Origin of the sequence: Streptomyces sp. NPDC051822 (assembly GCF_044452745.1) — a bacterium.
GTDB lineage: Bacteria > Actinomycetota > Actinomycetes > Streptomycetales > Streptomycetaceae > Streptomyces.
In genome coordinates, this window is sequence record NZ_JBITBZ010000011.1 from 204,640 (window position 1) to 221,412 (window position 16,773).

At 71.7% G+C, this 16,773-nt stretch carries 16 protein-coding genes, 1 pseudogene and 1 riboswitch; of the genes and pseudogenes, 14 read left to right on the forward strand and 3 right to left on the reverse strand.

Annotated elements, in window-relative coordinates; genetic code table 11:
• The first annotated feature begins 33 nt into the window (after nt 1-33).
• On the forward strand, nt 34-1,101 hold the full coding sequence (locus ACIA8N_RS29170; protein ID WP_365781242.1) for a CocE/NonD family hydrolase: 1,068 nt from the start codon (nt 34-36) through the stop codon (nt 1,099-1,101).
• Here the strand turns inward: ACIA8N_RS29170 and ACIA8N_RS29175 are convergent.
• On the reverse strand, nt 1,053-1,820 hold the full coding sequence (locus ACIA8N_RS29175) for a hypothetical protein (RefSeq protein ID WP_365781241.1): 768 nt from the start codon (nt 1,818-1,820) through the stop codon (nt 1,053-1,055). The genes ACIA8N_RS29170 and ACIA8N_RS29175 overlap by 49 nt on opposite strands.
• Between ACIA8N_RS29175 and ACIA8N_RS29180 the strand changes: the two are divergent.
• Nucleotides 1,747-1,899, forward strand: a pseudogene (locus ACIA8N_RS29180) (hypothetical protein); the annotation flags it as partial. The gene ACIA8N_RS29175 and the pseudogene ACIA8N_RS29180 overlap by 74 nt on opposite strands.
• Before the next feature lie 171 nt (nt 1,900-2,070).
• On the opposite strand, the gene ACIA8N_RS29185 reads toward ACIA8N_RS29180, so the two are convergent.
• Nucleotides 2,071-2,757, reverse strand: a complete 687-nt coding sequence (locus tag ACIA8N_RS29185) for a response regulator transcription factor (RefSeq protein WP_365781421.1) — start codon at nt 2,755-2,757, stop codon at nt 2,071-2,073.
• A gap of 45 nt (nt 2,758-2,802) precedes the next feature.
• Entirely contained in the window at nt 2,803-4,044 is a 1,242-nt protein-coding gene (locus ACIA8N_RS29190) for a sensor histidine kinase (RefSeq protein WP_365781240.1), read from the reverse strand.
• A 266-nt stretch (nt 4,045-4,310) separates the two neighbouring features.
• Between ACIA8N_RS29190 and ACIA8N_RS29195 the strand changes: the two genes are divergently transcribed.
• From ACIA8N_RS29195 to ACIA8N_RS29250, 12 genes are all read left to right on the forward strand, one after another.
• Nucleotides 4,311-6,548: an MMPL family transporter gene (locus ACIA8N_RS29195; protein WP_365781239.1), complete on the forward strand. Its 2,238-nt coding sequence runs from the start codon at nt 4,311-4,313 to the stop codon at nt 6,546-6,548.
• A 213-nt stretch (nt 6,549-6,761) separates the two neighbouring features.
• Entirely contained in the window at nt 6,762-7,865 is a 1,104-nt protein-coding gene (locus ACIA8N_RS29200; RefSeq protein ID WP_365781238.1) for a PP2C family protein-serine/threonine phosphatase, read from the forward strand.
• 334 nt (nt 7,866-8,199) lie between these two features.
• The gene (gene dhaK, locus ACIA8N_RS29205; protein ID WP_365781237.1) at nt 8,200-9,192 is read left to right on the forward strand and encodes a dihydroxyacetone kinase subunit DhaK; all 993 of its coding nucleotides are present in this window, start codon (nt 8,200-8,202) and stop codon (nt 9,190-9,192) included.
• Nucleotides 9,193-9,218: 26 nt separating this feature from the next.
• Complete coding sequence (gene dhaL, locus ACIA8N_RS29210) at nt 9,219-9,839, forward strand: dihydroxyacetone kinase subunit DhaL (protein ID WP_365781236.1); 621 nt, start codon at nt 9,219-9,221, stop codon at nt 9,837-9,839.
• The gene (locus tag ACIA8N_RS29215) at nt 9,836-10,246 is read left to right on the forward strand and encodes a PTS fructose transporter subunit IIA (RefSeq protein WP_365781235.1); all 411 of its coding nucleotides are present in this window, start codon (nt 9,836-9,838) and stop codon (nt 10,244-10,246) included. Before dhaL ends, ACIA8N_RS29215 begins: the two co-directional genes overlap by 4 nt.
• Before the next feature lie 37 nt (nt 10,247-10,283).
• A riboswitch (cobalamin riboswitch) is annotated at nt 10,284-10,518 on the forward strand.
• Nucleotides 10,519-10,546: 28 nt separating this feature from the next.
• Complete coding sequence (locus ACIA8N_RS29220) at nt 10,547-11,245, forward strand: energy-coupling factor ABC transporter permease (protein ID WP_365781234.1); 699 nt, start codon at nt 10,547-10,549, stop codon at nt 11,243-11,245.
• Complete coding sequence (locus tag ACIA8N_RS29225; RefSeq protein WP_365781233.1) at nt 11,242-11,688, forward strand: energy-coupling factor ABC transporter substrate-binding protein; 447 nt, start codon at nt 11,242-11,244, stop codon at nt 11,686-11,688. Before ACIA8N_RS29220 ends, ACIA8N_RS29225 begins: the two co-directional genes overlap by 4 nt.
• Before the next feature lie 6 nt (nt 11,689-11,694).
• On the forward strand, nt 11,695-12,444 hold the full coding sequence (gene cbiQ, locus ACIA8N_RS29230) for a cobalt ECF transporter T component CbiQ (protein WP_365781232.1): 750 nt from the start codon (nt 11,695-11,697) through the stop codon (nt 12,442-12,444).
• On the forward strand, nt 12,444-13,319 hold the full coding sequence (locus ACIA8N_RS29235; RefSeq protein WP_365781419.1) for an ATP-binding cassette domain-containing protein: 876 nt from the start codon (nt 12,444-12,446) through the stop codon (nt 13,317-13,319). Before cbiQ ends, ACIA8N_RS29235 begins: the two co-directional genes overlap by 1 nt.
• A gap of 96 nt (nt 13,320-13,415) precedes the next feature.
• A complete protein-coding gene (locus ACIA8N_RS29240) occupies nt 13,416-15,431 on the forward strand; it encodes an NADPH-dependent 2,4-dienoyl-CoA reductase (RefSeq protein ID WP_365781231.1) in 2,016 nt (671 codons plus the stop codon).
• A 32-nt stretch (nt 15,432-15,463) separates the two neighbouring features.
• Nucleotides 15,464-16,000: a PadR family transcriptional regulator gene (locus ACIA8N_RS29245; RefSeq protein ID WP_365781230.1), complete on the forward strand. Its 537-nt coding sequence runs from the start codon at nt 15,464-15,466 to the stop codon at nt 15,998-16,000.
• 83 nt (nt 16,001-16,083) lie between these two features.
• Nucleotides 16,084-16,653, forward strand: a complete 570-nt coding sequence (locus ACIA8N_RS29250) for a hemerythrin domain-containing protein (protein ID WP_365781229.1) — start codon at nt 16,084-16,086, stop codon at nt 16,651-16,653.
• The last annotated feature ends 120 nt before the right edge of the window (nt 16,654-16,773 follow it).

The following is a 16,773-nucleotide window of genomic DNA, read 5'->3' on the forward strand; positions in this document are numbered from 1 at the left end:
GAGCGTTTTTGATTCAAGCGATTGGGGATGGGCATGTTCGCGATACGTCGGGCGCCGGGGCGGCGCAGAGGGCGGTGGGCGTGGGCGGTGCGGGTGCTGGCAGTGGTCCTGCTGCTGAGTGCCGGACTCGGCGGGGTGGCGGTCTGGCAGAACACGTACGCGCTCCGCGAGGAGAAAGTGTCGTTACGGCACGACGGGAAGCTGCTCGACGGGGTGCTGGCCACGCCCGACACGGGTGACGGCCCCTTCGGTCTGGTCGTCTTCGTGCACGGCGACGGTCCGGTCGACGCGACGCACGAGACGTTCTACCGACCACTGTGGGAGTCCTTCGCCCGGGCCGGGTACGCCTCGCTCTCGTTCAGCAAGCCCGGTGTCGGCGGCTCGGAGGGGGACTGGCTGGGGCAGAGCATGGCGGACCGGGCGGAGGAGACTCTGGCCGCGGTGGCCTGGGCACGCGGGCGTCCGGACATCGACGGCCGCCGCATCGGCCTGTGGGGAGCGAGCCAGGCGGGCTGGGTCCTGCCCAAGGTCGCCGCGGCGGACCGGCGGCTCCAGTTCGTCGTCGCCGTCTCCCCTGCCGTCAACTGGCTGCGGCAGGGGCGCTACAACCTCCTCGCCGAACAGCGCCGGGACAGCGCCGGCGCCGAGGAGCGCGACGCGGCGCTGCGCAGGCGGGAGACCACTCTGGGCCTGCTGGACCGAGGCGCGTCCTTCGCCGAGTACCGCGCCGCGGTCGGCGACGTGGGCGACATGACCGCCGCCCGGTGGTCGTTCATCGCAAGGAACCACCGGTCGGACGCGACCGCGGACCTGCGCGCCATGCGCGGCACTCCGGTCGTGCTGGTGCTGGCCGGCCATGACGTCAACGTCGACGTCGCCGACACAGAGGCCGTCTACCGCGCCATCCTTCCGGCGGCGTCCCTGACGGTGGCGCGCTATCCCGACGCCGCGCACTCCCTGGTCGACCACGCGGTGGAGAGCTCGCGGTGGCGCCTGACGCTGACCGCCGTCCTCGCCCCCAGGAAGCTGTACGCCGATGGGTTCCTGGCCGATCAGGCACGGCTGCTCCGGCTACTGGGTTCCGGAGAGGGGCGGGCATGACCGGCGCGACCGACGCGACTGCCGTGCAGGAGACGCCCGTCGGGCGTCTCGGGGCCGTCGACGCGCTGCGGGGATTCGCCCTGTTCGGCATCCTGATGGTGAACATCACCTACCTGGCCTCCGCCTACCACGGCACCGGCGTGGCGGACCCCGGCGTCGGCGGCCCGCTCGATGGTGCCGTGCGTGCGGTGGTGGCGACGTTCTTCGAGGCGAAGTTCTTCCTGCTGTTCTCCTTCCTCTTCGGCTATGCCTTCACCCTGCAGCTCGCCTCCGCCGACCGCGCCCGGGCGCGGTTCGTCCCGCGGTTCCTTCGGCGTCTGACCGGACTGTTCCTCCTGGGGGTGGTCCACGCCGTCGTGCTGTTCCCCGGCGACATCCTCACCACCTACGCCGCCCTCGGACTGATCCTGCTGGTCTTCCGCCGCATCCGGCCCCGCACCGCCGTGCGCACCGCCGTCGCGCTGTTCGGTGTCACCGCCGCCGCGTACGCGCTCCTCGCCGCCCGCGGTCACGCTGTGGTCGCCCGACGCCGGCCTGGACGATGTGGCGGCCGCGGCCGACGCCGCCCGGGCCACCCAAGCCCTGCGGGGCGACACCGCCTCGGTCGTCTCGGCGCATCTGGACCAGCTGCCGGACGTCGTGTTCATGCTGGTGTTCTTCCAGGCCCCGGCGGCGCTGGGCTTCACCGAGATCCTCGCGCTGGGGATCGACGTGATCACGGCGCCGCTTCTGGCCGCCGCGTACGCGGCCACCGTCCTGCGCCTCGCGAACGGCCGACACGGCAGGACCGTGCTCGCCGCGCCGGCTCCGGCGGGCCGGATGACACTGACCAACTACCTGACCCAGTCGATGGTGGCTCGGCCGCCACCCGTACGGGCCGGCCGAGTGGGGACTGCGGGCCTGGACGACCCTCTTCAGGCCCGACTGGAGAACCGGTCCCAGACGGAGCGACGAACCGGCGCGCTCCGTTCAGTCCGGGTCAGCGGCCCGTCGAGCTGCCACCAGGCCCGACTCGTAGGCAGCGATCACGGCCTGCGCTCGGTCACGGACGCCGAGTTTGTCGAAGATGCTGCTGATGTAGTTCTTGACGGTGGAGACACTGATCTCCATGGTGCTGGCGATCTGCTTGTTGTCCAGGCCGGTAGCCACCAGGCGCCAGACCTCCACCTCGCGCGGGGTGAGACCGGAGGTCCCTTGTGCGGCGGCCTGTCGTTGGTTCGGGGGCGCCCCCTGTTCGTTCCTGACATACGCGGAGATCAGTCGGGTCAGCAGACGGGGCGCGACGGCGGCCTCGCCCGCGCGGACGGTGCGGATCGCGGCCACGAGGTCCTCGGGCGAGCTGTCCTTGGGCAGGAAGCCGTAGGCGCCGGCACGCAGGGCGGCCACCACGTACTCGTCCATGTCGAAGGTGCTGAGGGCGAGCACCCGGCACTCGGGAAGGTCACGAGCCATTCGCTCGGTGGCGGCCACCCCGTCGAGGACGGGCATCCGGATGTCCATCACGACGACGTCGGGACGGTGCTCTCGGGCGAGCACAAGGGCCTGCTCGCCGTTCTCGGCCTCGGCGACCACGGTGATGGACGGCGAGGGGCCGAGAATTAGGGCCAGTCCGCGCCGCACGAGCGGCTGATCGTCCGCGATCAGTACCCGGATCATCCGCTCGCCCACGGCCTCGTTCTCGGTGTCTGTCCGGATCACCGGTCAGTCCTCCTTGTCCTGGCCCGTCGGATCTTCCAGCGGCAGGCTCGCCACGACCCGGAAGCCGGCCTCGGGCAGGGGACCGGCCTCCAGGGCTCCGCCGTGCAGGGCGACCCGTTCACGCATGCCGACCAGACCGTATCCGGCGCCATGCCTGGTGTCGGAGGCAGAGGCGGAGGCGAACTCTGCCGCGTCCTTCGTGCCCTGGTCGGTGACGGACACACGGACGCGGTCGGGTAGACAGGTGAGGCGGACCTTCACCGGAACGTCGGGCCCTGCGTGCTTACGGGCATTGGTCAGTGCCTCCTGCACGATCCGGTAGAGGGTGAGACCCACCACCGGGGACAGTCGTCCGTGCTCGCCGTCCACGGTCAGCTCGGTGGGCTGTCCGGCCTGCCGGGACTCCTTGATCAGGCGGTCGAGGTCGGCAAGGCCGGGCTGCGGCGCCTCCGGCGTGCCGTGCCGACCGGTCGCCGTGTCCTCGTCGGTCCGCAGGACGTCGAGGAGCTGCCGCATCTCGCGCAGGGCCAGCCGCCCCGACTCCTCCAAGGTGACCAGGGCCTCGCGGACGACGACGGTGTCGTGGTCGAGGTTGGCGCGGGCGCCGCCCGCCATCAGCTGCATGGTGGTGATGCGGTGGGCGACGATGTCGTGCAGCTCCCTGGCGATGCGGCGGCGTTCCTCGGCCACCGCCCGGTCGGCGAGGAGCCGGCGGTTGGCCTCCGTCTCCTGATGCCACCGGTTGACCGCGAGGCCGGTGGCGGCGATGAGGCCGGCGGCGAGGCAGGCGCTGATCACGTTCATGTATCCGCGCGGGGCGGCGAGATCCGGAGTGAGCAGGGTGACACCGATCGCCCCGGTCGTCAGGGCGGCCGTCGCCCACGAACGGCCGGTCCGGGCGGCCGAGTAAAGAGCGACCGCGAGGGTGGCGCCGAAGTGATGGCTGATGGGTTCCGTCAGATTCAGCAGCGCCACGAGCACCAGGCTGACGCACATCACGGCGAGCGGGAAACGGCGCCTCATGAGCAGCGGCAGCGCGGAGACGGTCACCAGCAGAATGCCGGGAGCTGATGCGGGATCACCCTCGACCTGCGCGAACGCGGTATACCCGATGAGGTCCACGACGGCCGCGCCGACGGCCGGCAGGGCGTCGTTGCGGGTCCACGGCAACGCGTCGGCGTCCGGCGGGACAGGGCGCCCGCGCAGTTCCCTGCGCGATGGCGCAGCGCTGTGACGCGTCCCCATGTGGGTCCCCTCCCCGGCTGTTCTCCGCTGCGCTGCCGCACGTCCCGCCCGGCATCGGCAGCCGGCTCCCGCCATTGTCCCCGCCTGCCGACCGGCCCCTGCTACGCCCCGGGGACGAGATCGGACCAGGATCAGGGTCCTGGTCCGGTGGAAGGACGGGTCCAGGGGCCCGTACGGCATCTCGTCCCGCACTCCGACGGTCCGCGCGCATTCCGGTGATGTGCTGGAAGGGCACTGTCCGAGATCGCCTACGAACGGAAGTTCCCGTGATTCGCGCCCTGACCGGATTCTCCACGAGAAATCCATGGAAAGTCATCACCTTCTGGGTACTGCTGGGAATCGGACTTGGCCTGGTGGGTCAGGCACTGGTGTACCGGGTCACCGAGAGTCAGCTCGGTGACTTCCTGCCGGAGAAGTACGACTCGGCGGCGGCACTGAAGGTCGCCGAGGACGAGTTCGGGATCAAGCCGGACGCCAATACGGTGACCATGCTGGTGAAACGGGCCGATGGAAGGCCGCTCGGCGCGGCTGACCAGCAACGCGCGAAGGCGACCGCAGCGGCTCTCGGCACACTTCGCGTGACCATGCCGAAGTCCGACGAAGCCCCCGAGTTCCTGACGGAGGACCATTCCCAGACGCCGAAGGTAGCGTCCGGCGCTTTCGCACCCCGCCACAGTTTCATGCTTTTCTCGATCGGCTTCTCCGGCAATGCGAACGACCCTGGCCTGCAGAATGTGTTCAAGGAATTCCGGAGTACCGCTTCCGCTATGTACGAGCAGGGCGGACTGCGCACCGGATTCACCGGTGGTCTGGCCGACCTCGTCGACAGTCGCGATGCGGAGAAGACCACGAGCACGGTGGTCGGGGCACTCACCATCGGCCTGATCGTGCTGTTGAACGTGCTGGTGTTCCGCAGTGCGCTGGCGGCGCTCCTCCCGCTGCTGGCGGTCAGCCTCGTCGGCGGGGCCGCCGCGGGTGCGGTGGTCGGCACGGCACTGCTCACCGGGACCACCTTGGACCCGAGCACGCCTCAGCTGATCAGCGTGGTGCTGCTGGGCATCGGGATCGACTACTTCCTTTTCCTCCTCTTCCGCTTCCGTGAGCGGTTGCGCGCGCAGCCCGAGCGGGAGGCCCGCGAGATCGTGGGGGAGGTGACGGGGCGGGTGGGCTCCGCGATCACCTCGGCGGCACTCACCATCGTCGCGGCCTTCGCCACCCTCGGTCTGGCCGGCTTCGGGCAGTTCCGGGTCCTCGGCCCGGCTGTCGCGATCTCCGTCATGGTGATGCTGCTGGCCAGCCTGACCTTCATGCCCGCCCTGCTCGCGGTGACCGGCCGCAGGATGTTCTGGCCCTCCGGCGCCTTGAAGCGCGCTCCGCGTGAGGGTTCGGCCGGACGCTTCGGCGACATCGTCGCCCGACGACCGCTCGCCGTCACGGTCGGCGCGATCGTCCTGCTCGGTGCGCTGGCCGCCGGGATGGCCGGCATGAAGATGGACTACGGCACCGGCAGCGGCGGCTCGGGCACATCGGCCGCGGCCACCGCGGCGGAGATCTCCCGCACCCTGCCGGCGGGGGTGTCCGACCCCACCGAGGTCTACGTCACCAGCGGCGACGGCCGCGCCCTCGACCGGCCCGGCGTCGATGTCCTGGTCAAGGCGCTCGGCCGCACACAAGGCGTGGCGCAGGTGACCCCAGTCGCATACGCCAAGACGGGCGACGCCGCCCGGATCGGCCTCTACCTGACCGCCGACCCACAGAGCCAGAAGGCACGCGACCTGGTGTCCGGGCCGGTTCGGGCGACCGTCGCGGCGCACGTGCCCGCGGGCGCCCAGGCACACGTCGGCGGCACGGCAGCGATCTTCGCGGACATCTCCGCCGCCGTCTCCGAGGACCTCAAGCTGGTCTTTCCCGTGGCCGCCGCGCTCATCGCGCTGATCCTGCTCGTCCTGTTGCGCAGCGCCCTGGCACCGGTGGTGCTCATGGTCTCCGTCGGGCTCGGCTTCGCCGCCACGCTCGGCGCCTCCGCTCTGCTGTTCCAGCACGTGCGCGGCGAAGCAGGCGTCGACTTCACCCTGCCGCTGGTGCTCTTCCTGTTCGTCGTCGCCCTGGGTACGGACTACAACATCCTGATGAGCGACCGCATCAGGGAGGAGATGGAGCGCCCCGGCCCGGCCCGCGCGGCGGTGGCCCGCGCCGTACGGCACACGGCCCCGGCCGTGGCCACCGCAGGACTGGTGCTGGCCGGTTCCTTCGGCAGCCTCGCGGTGAACCCCGCTCCGTCCACCCAGCAGATCGGCTTCGCGACCGCCCTCGGCATCCTGCTGTCGGCGTTCGTCCTGTCCGTCGCGCTGGTCCCGGCGCTCGCCGCGCTGCTCGGCCGCTCGCTGTGGTGGCCGGTCCGGCCCGGCCGCACCGCGAGGCAGCCCTCGGCGTACGAGCCGGGGCGTCGGGCCGGCGAAACGGACCCCGCTGCGGTCCCGTACGACCGCGTCGGCACGAACTGATCGCCGCGCCGCGCAAGGTCGCGGCCTCGGCGTGGGACGCCGGTTCGACGAGGGACCACGCGGTCACGAGGTAGCGGGTGGGCGTTGGAAGCGCGGCCCTTCGTGCCGGTCGCAAGCGGTCGCGCCCCTCGCGAGCGGGCAGGCGTGCTCTGTCGCACGCGGAGCCCACTCGTCACGTCGCTGAGCGGGTCCCTCGCGGATACTCTGGGATTCATGATCGAGTCCGGACGGCTGCGGCTGCGGCTCCGTCGGAGCCACGGCCACGGCCACGGCACGCTCGTGCGGCTGTCGCCGGTGATTTTGACCGTCGTCATCGCCGGCCTGGCCTACGCCACTCCGCCGGAGATGGCCTTCAGCCGCCTCCTGCCTGCGGCGCCGGCTCTGGCCGCCGCCATGTGGCCGGTCCTCCCGACCGTCCTCCTCGGTACCGTCTGCCTCCTTCTGATGATCGGCCTCAGCTTCGTCTTCCCCGATCTCGGGACGTGGTGGACGTGCGGGGGAATCGTGGCGGTCACCGTGGCCGCCGCATACGGAAGCCATGTCCGGCTTCAACGGGAGCGCACGCTCTTTCAGGTACGGCTCGTCGCCGACGCGGCCCAGCAGGTGGTGCTGCGGCCCCTGCCCCACCGTTTCCGGAACGTCGAGATCGAATCGCTCTACCTCGCGGCCGCCGCGGAAGCCCGCATCGGCGGGGACTTCTACGAGGTCGTCGACACTCCGTACGGGGTACGGCTGCTCATCGGCGACGTGCGGGGCAAAGGCCTGCCGGCGGTGGGGGCGGCAGCGGCGATCGTCAACGCCTTCCGCGAGGCGGCACACGGCGAGGCCTCCATGGCCGACGTCGCACGCAGGCTGGACGCGAGCTGTGCCCGGCACAACGCCGCCCATCCACCCGAGGCACCGATGGAACGCTTCGCCACCGCGCTGCTCGTCGAGATCCCGCATCAAGGCGGCCACATCACCATCGTCAACTGCGGACACCCCCCACCCTTGATCCACAGCTCCAAGAACGTCCGCGTCCTCGAACCGTCCGTCCCGTCGCCTTTGCTCAGCCTCGCGGAACTGCTCGGCGACCAGTACCGTGCGGACGCCTTCGACTTCTCTCCCGGCGAAGTTCTCCTCCTCTATACGGACGGGATCGCCGAAACCCGCGCCCGGGACGGTGAGTTCTTCCCGTTGACAGCGTGGATGCGCCGACAGCCCCCCACACCTCCCCGTGATCTGCTCACGGCCCTGCACCACGACCTCCTCCGCCACAGCAGAGGCAGCCTCGACGATGACATCGCCGCCTTGGCCGTACGCCTGCAGACGCCGTGAGCCATGCCCGTGGGCGAGGTGTCGCTCCACGAGCCAACGAGACCCTCACCGGCGCCGATGCCTCCCGCCACTTCGTCGGGGCACTCCTGGCTGCGGCTGAGTACCGCCAGTGCCGGCGGCGCAGGTGACAGGTCACGCCTTGCGGACTCTGGAATCAGATCCACCGGGATCCGGTCCCGGACGCACCGGTGCGCGCATACGATCTCGCGTCGATAATTGCGTCACCCCCCGTCCGTCACCACGAACCGCCAAGATCACCTTCTCGCCTCACGTGCCCTGACCTGCCAAGACCCGGCTCAGCGCCCTTGCCTGCTCATCTCACCAGGAGGTAACCATGAGGATGCTCATCAACGTTCCCGAGACCGTCGTCGCCGACGCCCTGCGGGGGATGGCCGCCGCTCATCCCGGGCTCACCGTGGATGTGGAGCGGCGGGTCGTGGTGCGGCGGGACGCTCCCGTGGCGGGGAAGGTGGCGCTGGTCTCCGGCGGTGGGTCCGGGCACGAGCCCTTGCACGGCGGGTTCGTGGGGCCCGGGATGCTGGCGGCCTCGTGTCCCGGTGAGGTGTTCACGTCGCCCGTGCCCGATCAGATGGTGCGGGCCGCCGCTGCCGTCGACAGTGGCGCCGGGGTGTTGTTCGTCGTCAAGAACTACACCGGTGACGTGCTGAACTTCGAGATGGCCGCGGAGCTCGCCGAGGACGAGGGCATCCAGGTCGCCAAGGTCCTCGTCGACGACGACGTCGCCGTCACGGACAGTCTGTACACGGCGGGCCGGCGCGGAACCGGCGGCACGCTGTTCGTGGAGAAGATCGCGGGCGCCGCCGCCGAGGAGGGCGCGCCTCTTGAGCGGGTGGAGTCGATCGCCCGCCGGGTCAACGAGCGCTGCCGGTCCTTCGGTGTCGCCCTGAGCGCCTGCACCACCCCCGCGAAGGGCAGTCCCACGTTCGACCTCCCCCCGGGCGAGCTGGAGTTGGGCATCGGCATCCATGGCGAACCGGGCCGTGAACGGCGGCCGATGATGACGTCCGGGGAGATCGCGGACTTCGTCGTCGACGCCGTCGTCGAGGACCTCCGCCCGTCCGGTCCTGTGATCGCCCTGGTGAACGGGATGGGCGCGACCCCGCTCCTGGAGCTGTACGGCTTCAACGCCGAGGTGCAGCGCGTACTCGGTGAGCGGCGGGTGCCGGTGGCCCGTACGCTCGTCGGGAACTACGTGACCTCGCTCGACATGGCGGGCTGCTCGGTGACCCTGTGCGAGGTGGACGAGGAGCTCCTTCGCCTGTGGGACGCGCCCGTGGAGACGCCCGCGCTGCGCTGGGGCCGGTGAGTCGGGGCATGGGAGAGGGGACCGGCATGACGGAGACCTTCGGTGTGGACTTCCTGGTGCGGTGGCTGGCCTCGGTGGCCGAGGTCGTCGACCGTGAGGCGGACCGGCTCACCGAGCTGGACTCGGCCATCGGGGACGCCGACCACGGCGCCAATCTGAGGCGGGGGTTCGCCGCCGTCACCAAGGTCCTGGCCGAGGAACCGCCCGCGACTCCCGGCGCGGCGCTCACCGCCGCCGGGCGGCAGCTGATCTCCACGGTGGGCGGCGCGTCGGGACCGTTGTACGGGACGCTGCTGCGCCGTACCGGCAAGACGCTCGGCGACGGGGACCGGGTCGGCCGGGAGCGGTTGGCGGAGGCCCTCGGGTCGGGTGTGGCCGCCGTGTCGCAGCTGGGGGGTGCCCAGGTGGGCGACAAGACGATGCTGGACGCGCTCGTTCCGGCGGTGGAGGGGCTGCGGGCGTCGTTCGGGGCGGCCCGCGCCGCCGCCGAGGAGGGCGCCCTCGCGACCGTACCGCTGCGGGCGCGCAAGGGCAGGGCCAGCTATCTGGGCGAGCGGTCGGTGGGGCACCAGGATCCGGGGGCCACCTCCTCGGCGCTGCTGTTCGCCGCGCTCGACGAGGTCGCCCGTGCCGAGGGGGCGTCATGAGTGCCGGGCCCCGCGTCGGCATCGTGCTCGTCTCGCACAGTGCCGCCGTCGCGACCGCCGTGGCCGAGCTCGCCCGTGGACTCGCCGGCGGCGGAGACCTGGCGCCGGTCCTCCCGGCCGGCGGGACCCCGGACGGCGGTCTCGGGACGAGTTCCGAGCTGATCCGCTCCGCGGCCGAGGCAGCGGACCGGGGCGCCGGTGTGGCGATCCTGGTCGATCTGGGGAGCGCGGTGCTCACCGTGAAGGCACTGATCGCCGAGGGCGACGAACTGCCCGAGAACTCCCGTCTGGTGGACGCGCCGTTCGTCGAGGGCGCGGTCGCCGCGCTGGTCACGGCGAGCGCGGGCGGCGACCTCGACGCCGTGGCGGCGGTGGCCTCGGAGGCGTACGCCTACCGCAAGGACTGACTGCGTGGAGTGAGCGCGAGGCCGCACCGCGTGGCGACCGTGTTGTGATGTACCTGGTCAACGCACTAGGGTCGCAGGGCCTTGGTGTACGGGAAACCGGTGCAGTACCGGTGCGGCCCTCGCCACTGTGATCGGGATGTCCGGCTCCACCCCCGCGGGAAGCACCCTCGGGGAAGCCACTGGACCGCGACGGGAGACCGTCGGGGTGTGGGAAGGCGGAGTCGGACGTATGACCGTCAGCCAGGAGACCGGCCAAGGTGCGTTGTCCATCCACGAGGTGCTGGAGAGGGTCTCCCAACCATGCATATAGCCGAGGGGTATCTGCCCCCTGTGCACGCGGCCGCCTGGGGCGTCGCGTCCGCGCCGTTCATCGTCCACGGGGTCCGCGCGCTGACCCGCGAGGTACGGTCCAATCCCGAGTCCACCCTTCTGCTCGGCGCTTCCGGCGCCTTCACCTTCGTCCTGTCGGCGCTCAAGCTGCCGTCGGTGACGGGTAGTTGTTCGCATCCGACCGGTACCGGTCTGGGTGCGATCCTGTTCCGGCCGCCGATCATGGCGGTCCTCGGGACGATCACCCTGCTGTTCCAGGCCCTCCTGCTGGCCCACGGCGGGCTGACCACCCTCGGCGCGAACGCCTTCTCGATGGCGATCGTCGGCCCGTGGGCGGGGTACGGGACGTATCTGCTGCTGCGCAGGACCGGTGCGCCGCTGATGGTCGCCGTCTTCTTCGGCGCGTTCGTCGCCGACCTGTCCACGTACTGCGTGACCAGCGTGCAGCTGGCGCTCGCCTTCCCGGACCCGGCCGGCGGTGTGCTCGGGGCGCTCGCCAAGTTCGGCGGGATCTTCGCCGTGACGCAGCTCCCGCTCGCCGTGAGCGAGGGACTGCTCACGGTGCTCGTGATGCGGCTGCTCACCCAGTCCAGCAAGGGCGATCTGATCCGGCTCGGCGTCCTCGGCGGACGCACGGCGGAGCGACGCGAGGAGGCGACCGCGCGATGAGCCGGAACACGAAGATCAACGCCCTGCTGCTGCTCGTCGTCGCGGCGCTCGCGGTCCTGCCGCTCGCGCTCGGGCTCGGGGACCACAAGGAGGAGCCGTTCACCGGGGCGGACGGGGAGGCGGAGACGGCGATCACGGAACTCCACCCGGACTACGAGCCGTGGTTCAGCCCCCTGTACGAGCCGCCGTCGGGGGAGATCGAGTCGGGACTGTTCTCCCTCCAGGCCGCGCTGGGCGCCGGCTTCCTGGCGTACTACTTCGGGCTGCGGCGGGGCCGCAGGCAGGGGGCGGCGCTGGCGAAGGAGGCCGAGGAGAAGGCTGTCGGGGCGCAGGAGGCCGAGGCGGGAACGGCCGGGGTGGCCGAGGTGAAGGCCTCGCCGGACGGCGGCGGCACGGGCTCGGGCGGTACGCGCTCCGTGACCGTCGACGAGCCGGGCGCGTAGCCGCCGATGCTGCCGATCGACGCGGCGGCGCACAGCAGTCGCTGGCGCCGCCGTCACCCCGCCGAGAAGGCGCTGCTCGGCTTCGGTCTGACCCTGTGCGCGGTCTCCCTGCCGCCGTGGCCGGGCGCCCCGCTCGTCGCGGCGACCACGCTCGCGGTCCTGCTCGGTCCGGCCGGTGTGCCGGGCCGGGCCCTGTGGCGGGCGTTCCGCGTCCCGCTCGGATTCTGTGTCACGGGCGCGATTCCGCTGCTCTTCGCGGTGGGCGGCGACCGCGGGTTCGTCGCGCTCGCGCCGGAAGGTCCGGTGCAGGCGGTCGAGCTGCTCCTGCGGACCGCCTCGGCCTCGCTCGGGGTGCTCCTCTTCGCGTTCACCACGCCGGTCTCCGACGTCCTGCCCCGGCTCGTCCGGGCCGGGGTGCCGGCTCCGGTGGTGGACGTGGCGCTCGTGATGTACCGGATCATCTTCCTGCTGCTCGACTCCCTGTCGAAGATCCGGCAGGCACAGGCGGCCCGGCTCGGGCACACCACCCGGGCCGCGACCTGGCGCTCCCTCGCCGGCCTCGGAGCGACCACGTTCGTACGGGCCTTCGACCGGGCGCAGCGGCTGCAGTCGGGGCTCGCCGGGCGCGGGTACGACGGCACGCTGCGGGTGCTCGTGCCCGCGTGCGCGCTCTCGCGCCGGTTCCTCGCCGCGACGGGCGTCCTGCTCGCGGGGCTCGTCGCCCTCACCCTCGTACTGGAAAGGCTGCTCCCGTGATGCCCACGAAGGCTCCCTCCCTTCCGCCGCCCGTCGTGGAACTGGTGGGCGCCGGCTTCGCCTACGAGGACGGGCCCGCGGTCCTGTCGGGCGTGGACTTCGCGGTGGCGGAGGGCCGCGCCGTCGCGCTGCTCGGCCGCAACGGCGGCGGCAAGACGACGCTCCTCCGGCTGCTCAGCGGCGGCCTGCGGTGCGGGAGCGGGTCGCTGCTCCTGGACGGGGCGGAGGTGGCGTACGACCGGAAGGGACTGACCCGGTTGCGGACCACCGTGCAGCTGGTGGTGCAGGACCCGGACGACCAGCTGTTCGCGGCCTCGGTCGGGCAGGACGTGTCGTTCGGTCCGACGAACCTGGGGCTGCCGGAGGAGGAGGTACGGCTCCGGGTGGCGGAGGCCCTGGAGGCCCTGGACATCACGGCGCTCGCGGACCGGCCCACGCATCTGCTGTCGTACGGGCAGCGCAAGCGGGCCGCCATCGCCGGGGCCGTGGCGATGCGGCCGCGGGTGCTGATGATGGACGAGCCGACGGCCGGGCTCGATCCGCACGGGCAGGAACGGCTGCTCGACGCCCTGGGGCGGCTCCGGGAGGCCGGTACGACGGTGCTGATGGCGACGCACGACGTGGATCTGGCGCTGCGGTGGGCGGACGAGGCGGCGGTGCTCTCCCCCGCGGGCCTTCGGACCGGTCCGGTCGCCGAGCTGCTCGCGGACGACGCGCTGCTCGACGCGGCCCGGCTCCGGCGGCCCTGGGGCACGGCCGTGGCGCGGCTGCTGCGGGCGCGGGGCCTGCTGGGCGCGGACGCGCCTGAACCGCGGACGCCGGAGGATCTCGACGCGTGGCTGGGGGCCGCGGCGGCATCGGTGGTTACCGAGTAGTAGAAATCACGTCCCCGTTCTTCTGCAACTAGTTGCAGAACAGGAAGGAGGTCCCCTACAACTGAGGTCGACGTTCCTGCGCGAGGAGGCGCCCCCATGACCCCGTACCCGCATCTGCTGAGCCCGCTCGACCTGGGGTTCACCACCCTGCCCAACCGGGTGATCATGGGGTCGATGCACGTCGGCCTCGAAGAGACCGAGCACGGCTTCGAGCGCATGGCCGCGTTCTACGCCGAGCGGGCCCGCGGTGGCGTCGGCCTCATCGTCACCGGCGGCATCGCGCCCAACGACGCCGGCCGCCCCTGGGACGGCGGGGCCAAGCTCACCACCGCCGACGAGGTCGCCGAGCACCGGCTCATCACCGACGCCGTGCACGCCGAGGGCGGCCGGATCGCCATGCAGATCCTGCACTTCGGCCGGTACGCCTACCACCCCGCCCTCGTCGCACCCAGCGCCGTCAAGGCCCCGATCAGCCCCTTCGTACCGAACGAGCTGACCGACGCCGAGGTCGAGCAGACCGTCGAGGACTACGCCCGCTGCGCCGAGCTCGCCAAGGAGGCCGGGTACGACGGCGTCGAGGTGATGGGCTCCGAGGGGTACCTCATCAACGAGTTCATCGCCGCCGCCACCAACCAGCGCACCGACCGCTGGGGCGGCTCCTACGAGAACCGCGTCCGCTTCCCGCTGGAGATCGTCCGCCGGATCCGCGAGCGCGTGGGCGAGGACTTCATCCTCGTCTACCGCCTCTCCATGCTGGACCTGGTCCCCGGCGGCTCCACCCTGGAGGAGGTCGTCCAGCTGGCCAAGGAGATCGAGGCCGCCGGCGCCACCATCATCAACACCGGCATCGGCTGGCACGAGGCGCGCATCCCCACCATCGCCACCTCCGTGCCGCGCGGCGCCTACACCTGGGTGACGAAGAAGCTGATGGGCTCGGTCTCCGTGCCGCTCGTCACCAGCAACCGCATCAACACCCCCGAGGTCGCCGAGGAGATCCTCGCCGACGGCCGCGCCGACCTGGTGTCGCTCGCCCGCCCCTTCCTCGCCGACCCGGCGTTCGTCGCCAAGGCCACCGCGGGCCGCGCCGACACCATCAACACCTGCATCGGCTGCAACCAGGCCTGCCTGGACCACACCTTCAACCTCAAGATCACCTCCTGCCTGGTCAACCCGCGCGCGTGCCACGAGACCGAACTGGTCCTCTCCCCCACCCGCCTCGCCAAGCGGATCGCCGTCGTCGGCGCCGGCCCGGCCGGTCTGTCCTGCGCGGTCTCCGCGGCCGAGCGCGGTCACTCGGTGACGCTCTTCGACGCCGCCGCCGAGATCGGCGGCCAGCTGAACATCGCCAAGCGGGTTCCGGGCAAGGACGAGTTCGACGAGACGCTGCGCTACTTCCGCGTCCAGCTCGCCGAGCACGGTGTCGAGGTGCGCCTGAACACCCAGGTCGGGGCGGACGACCTCGAAGGCTACGACGAGGTCGTCGTCGCCACCGGCGTCTCGCCCCGCACCCCCGCCATCCCGGGCGTCGACCACCCGAGCGTCCTCAGCTACCTCGACGTGCTGCGCGACGGCGCTCCCGTCGGCGAGCGGGTCGCCATCATCGGCGCCGGCGGCATCGGCTTCGACGTCGCCGAGTTCCTCACGGACGGCGGCGAGGGCGCGAGCCAGGACCCCGAGACGTACTTCCGCCAGTGGGGCGTGGACACCGCGTACGAGAACCGGGGCGGCCTGCGCGCTCCCGAACGGAACGCGCCGCCGCGCCAGGTGCACCTGCTCCAGCGCAAGACCACCAAGGTCGGCGCCGGCCTCGGCAAGACGACCGGCTGGATCCACCGCACCGAGCTCAAGCACCGGGGCGTGGCCATGGTGGCGGGCGTGTCGTACGACCTGATCGACGACGAGGGCCTGCACGTCACGATCGACGGCGAGTCTCAGCTGCTTCCCGTCGACACGGTCGTGCTCTGCGCGGGCCAGGACCCGCGCCGGGACCTCTACGAGGAGCTGGTGGCGGCGGGCCGCGTCACGCACCTGATCGGCGGCGCGGACGTCGCCGCCGAGCTGGACGCCAAGCGGGCCATCGACCAGGGCACCCGGCTCGCGGCCACTCTGTGATCGCCCCGGCCGGCCACTTCTAGGATGCGTGCATGTCACTCCCGCACGCGATCCTGACCGCGCTGCTCGAGAAGCCGTCCTCCGGCCTCGAACTGACGCGCCGCTTCGACAAGTCGATCGGCTACTTCTGGTCGGCCACGCACCAGCAGATCTATCGCGAGCTCGGGAAGCTGGAGCAGGCGGGGCACATCCGTGCCCTGCCCGCCCCGGTTCCGGCGCAGGGTCAGCGCAAGGAGTACGAGGTGCTGCCCGCAGGCCGCGCCGAGCTCGGCGGGTGGGTGGCCAGGCAGGAGGACCCGAAGCCGCTGCGGGCCGCCCTGCTGCTGCGGATGCGGGCGGCGGCGGTGGTCGGCGCGACGGGACTGCGCGCGGAGCTGTCCCGCCACCTCGACCTGCACCGGGAGCAGCTGGCGGAGTACCTGGAGATCGAGACGCGGGACTTCACGCCGGAGCGCCGCCACACGGAGCCGGACCGGCTGCGGCATCTCGTCCTGCGGGGCGGGATCGACATGGAGCGCTTCTGGGTGGAGTGGCTGACGAGCGCGCTGGCGGAGCTGAGGACGGAGTGAACCGCCCGCGGCGGGGGTTTTGTGCCGCGGGCGTGGGTTACACGCGGGAGCGAGCACATCGCCGCTACACCGGAGGAGGCGTCATGGGCAGCATGACGACCGGACCGCAGCACACGGTCGAGCAGGAGGACGACATCCTGGAACAGCTCCTTGAGCAGCACGAGCGGATCCGTCAGCTCTTCGCCGAGACGATGGACTCCGAGGGGGAGGCCAAGCAGCAGTGCTTCGACGAGCTGCGCGGGCTGCTCGCCGTGCACGAGACCGCCGAGGAGATGATCCTGCGGCCCGTGGCCAAGCGGGTCGCCGGCAAGGACGAGGCGGAGGCGCGCAACGAGGAGGAGGCGCAGGCCAACAAGGAGCTGGCCGCCCTGGAGAACCTCGACGTCCACAGCGCCGAGTTCGACGCGAGGCTCGCCGAGTTCCAGCGTGCCGTCGAACACCACGCACAGCACGAGGAGCGGGAGGAGTTCCCGCGGATCCGCGCGGAGTGCGACATCGACGACCGCCGTTCGATGGGGCGCAGGCTGCGCGCCGCCGAACGCATGGCGCCCACCCATCCGCACCCCACGGCCGCCGGTTCGACGGTCGCCCAGTGGACGATGGGACCCTTCGCCTCGCTCCTCGACCGCGCTAAGGACGCCATGCGGGGCTGAGGCTGATCATGCGGGGCTGATCTCGCCGCCCTGGGCCGGGCCCGGCCCAGGGCATGCCCAGCAGATCAAGGGGGACCCCGACCGCGGTGCGCCCGACACTCTCGAGGTGTCCACGTGCCT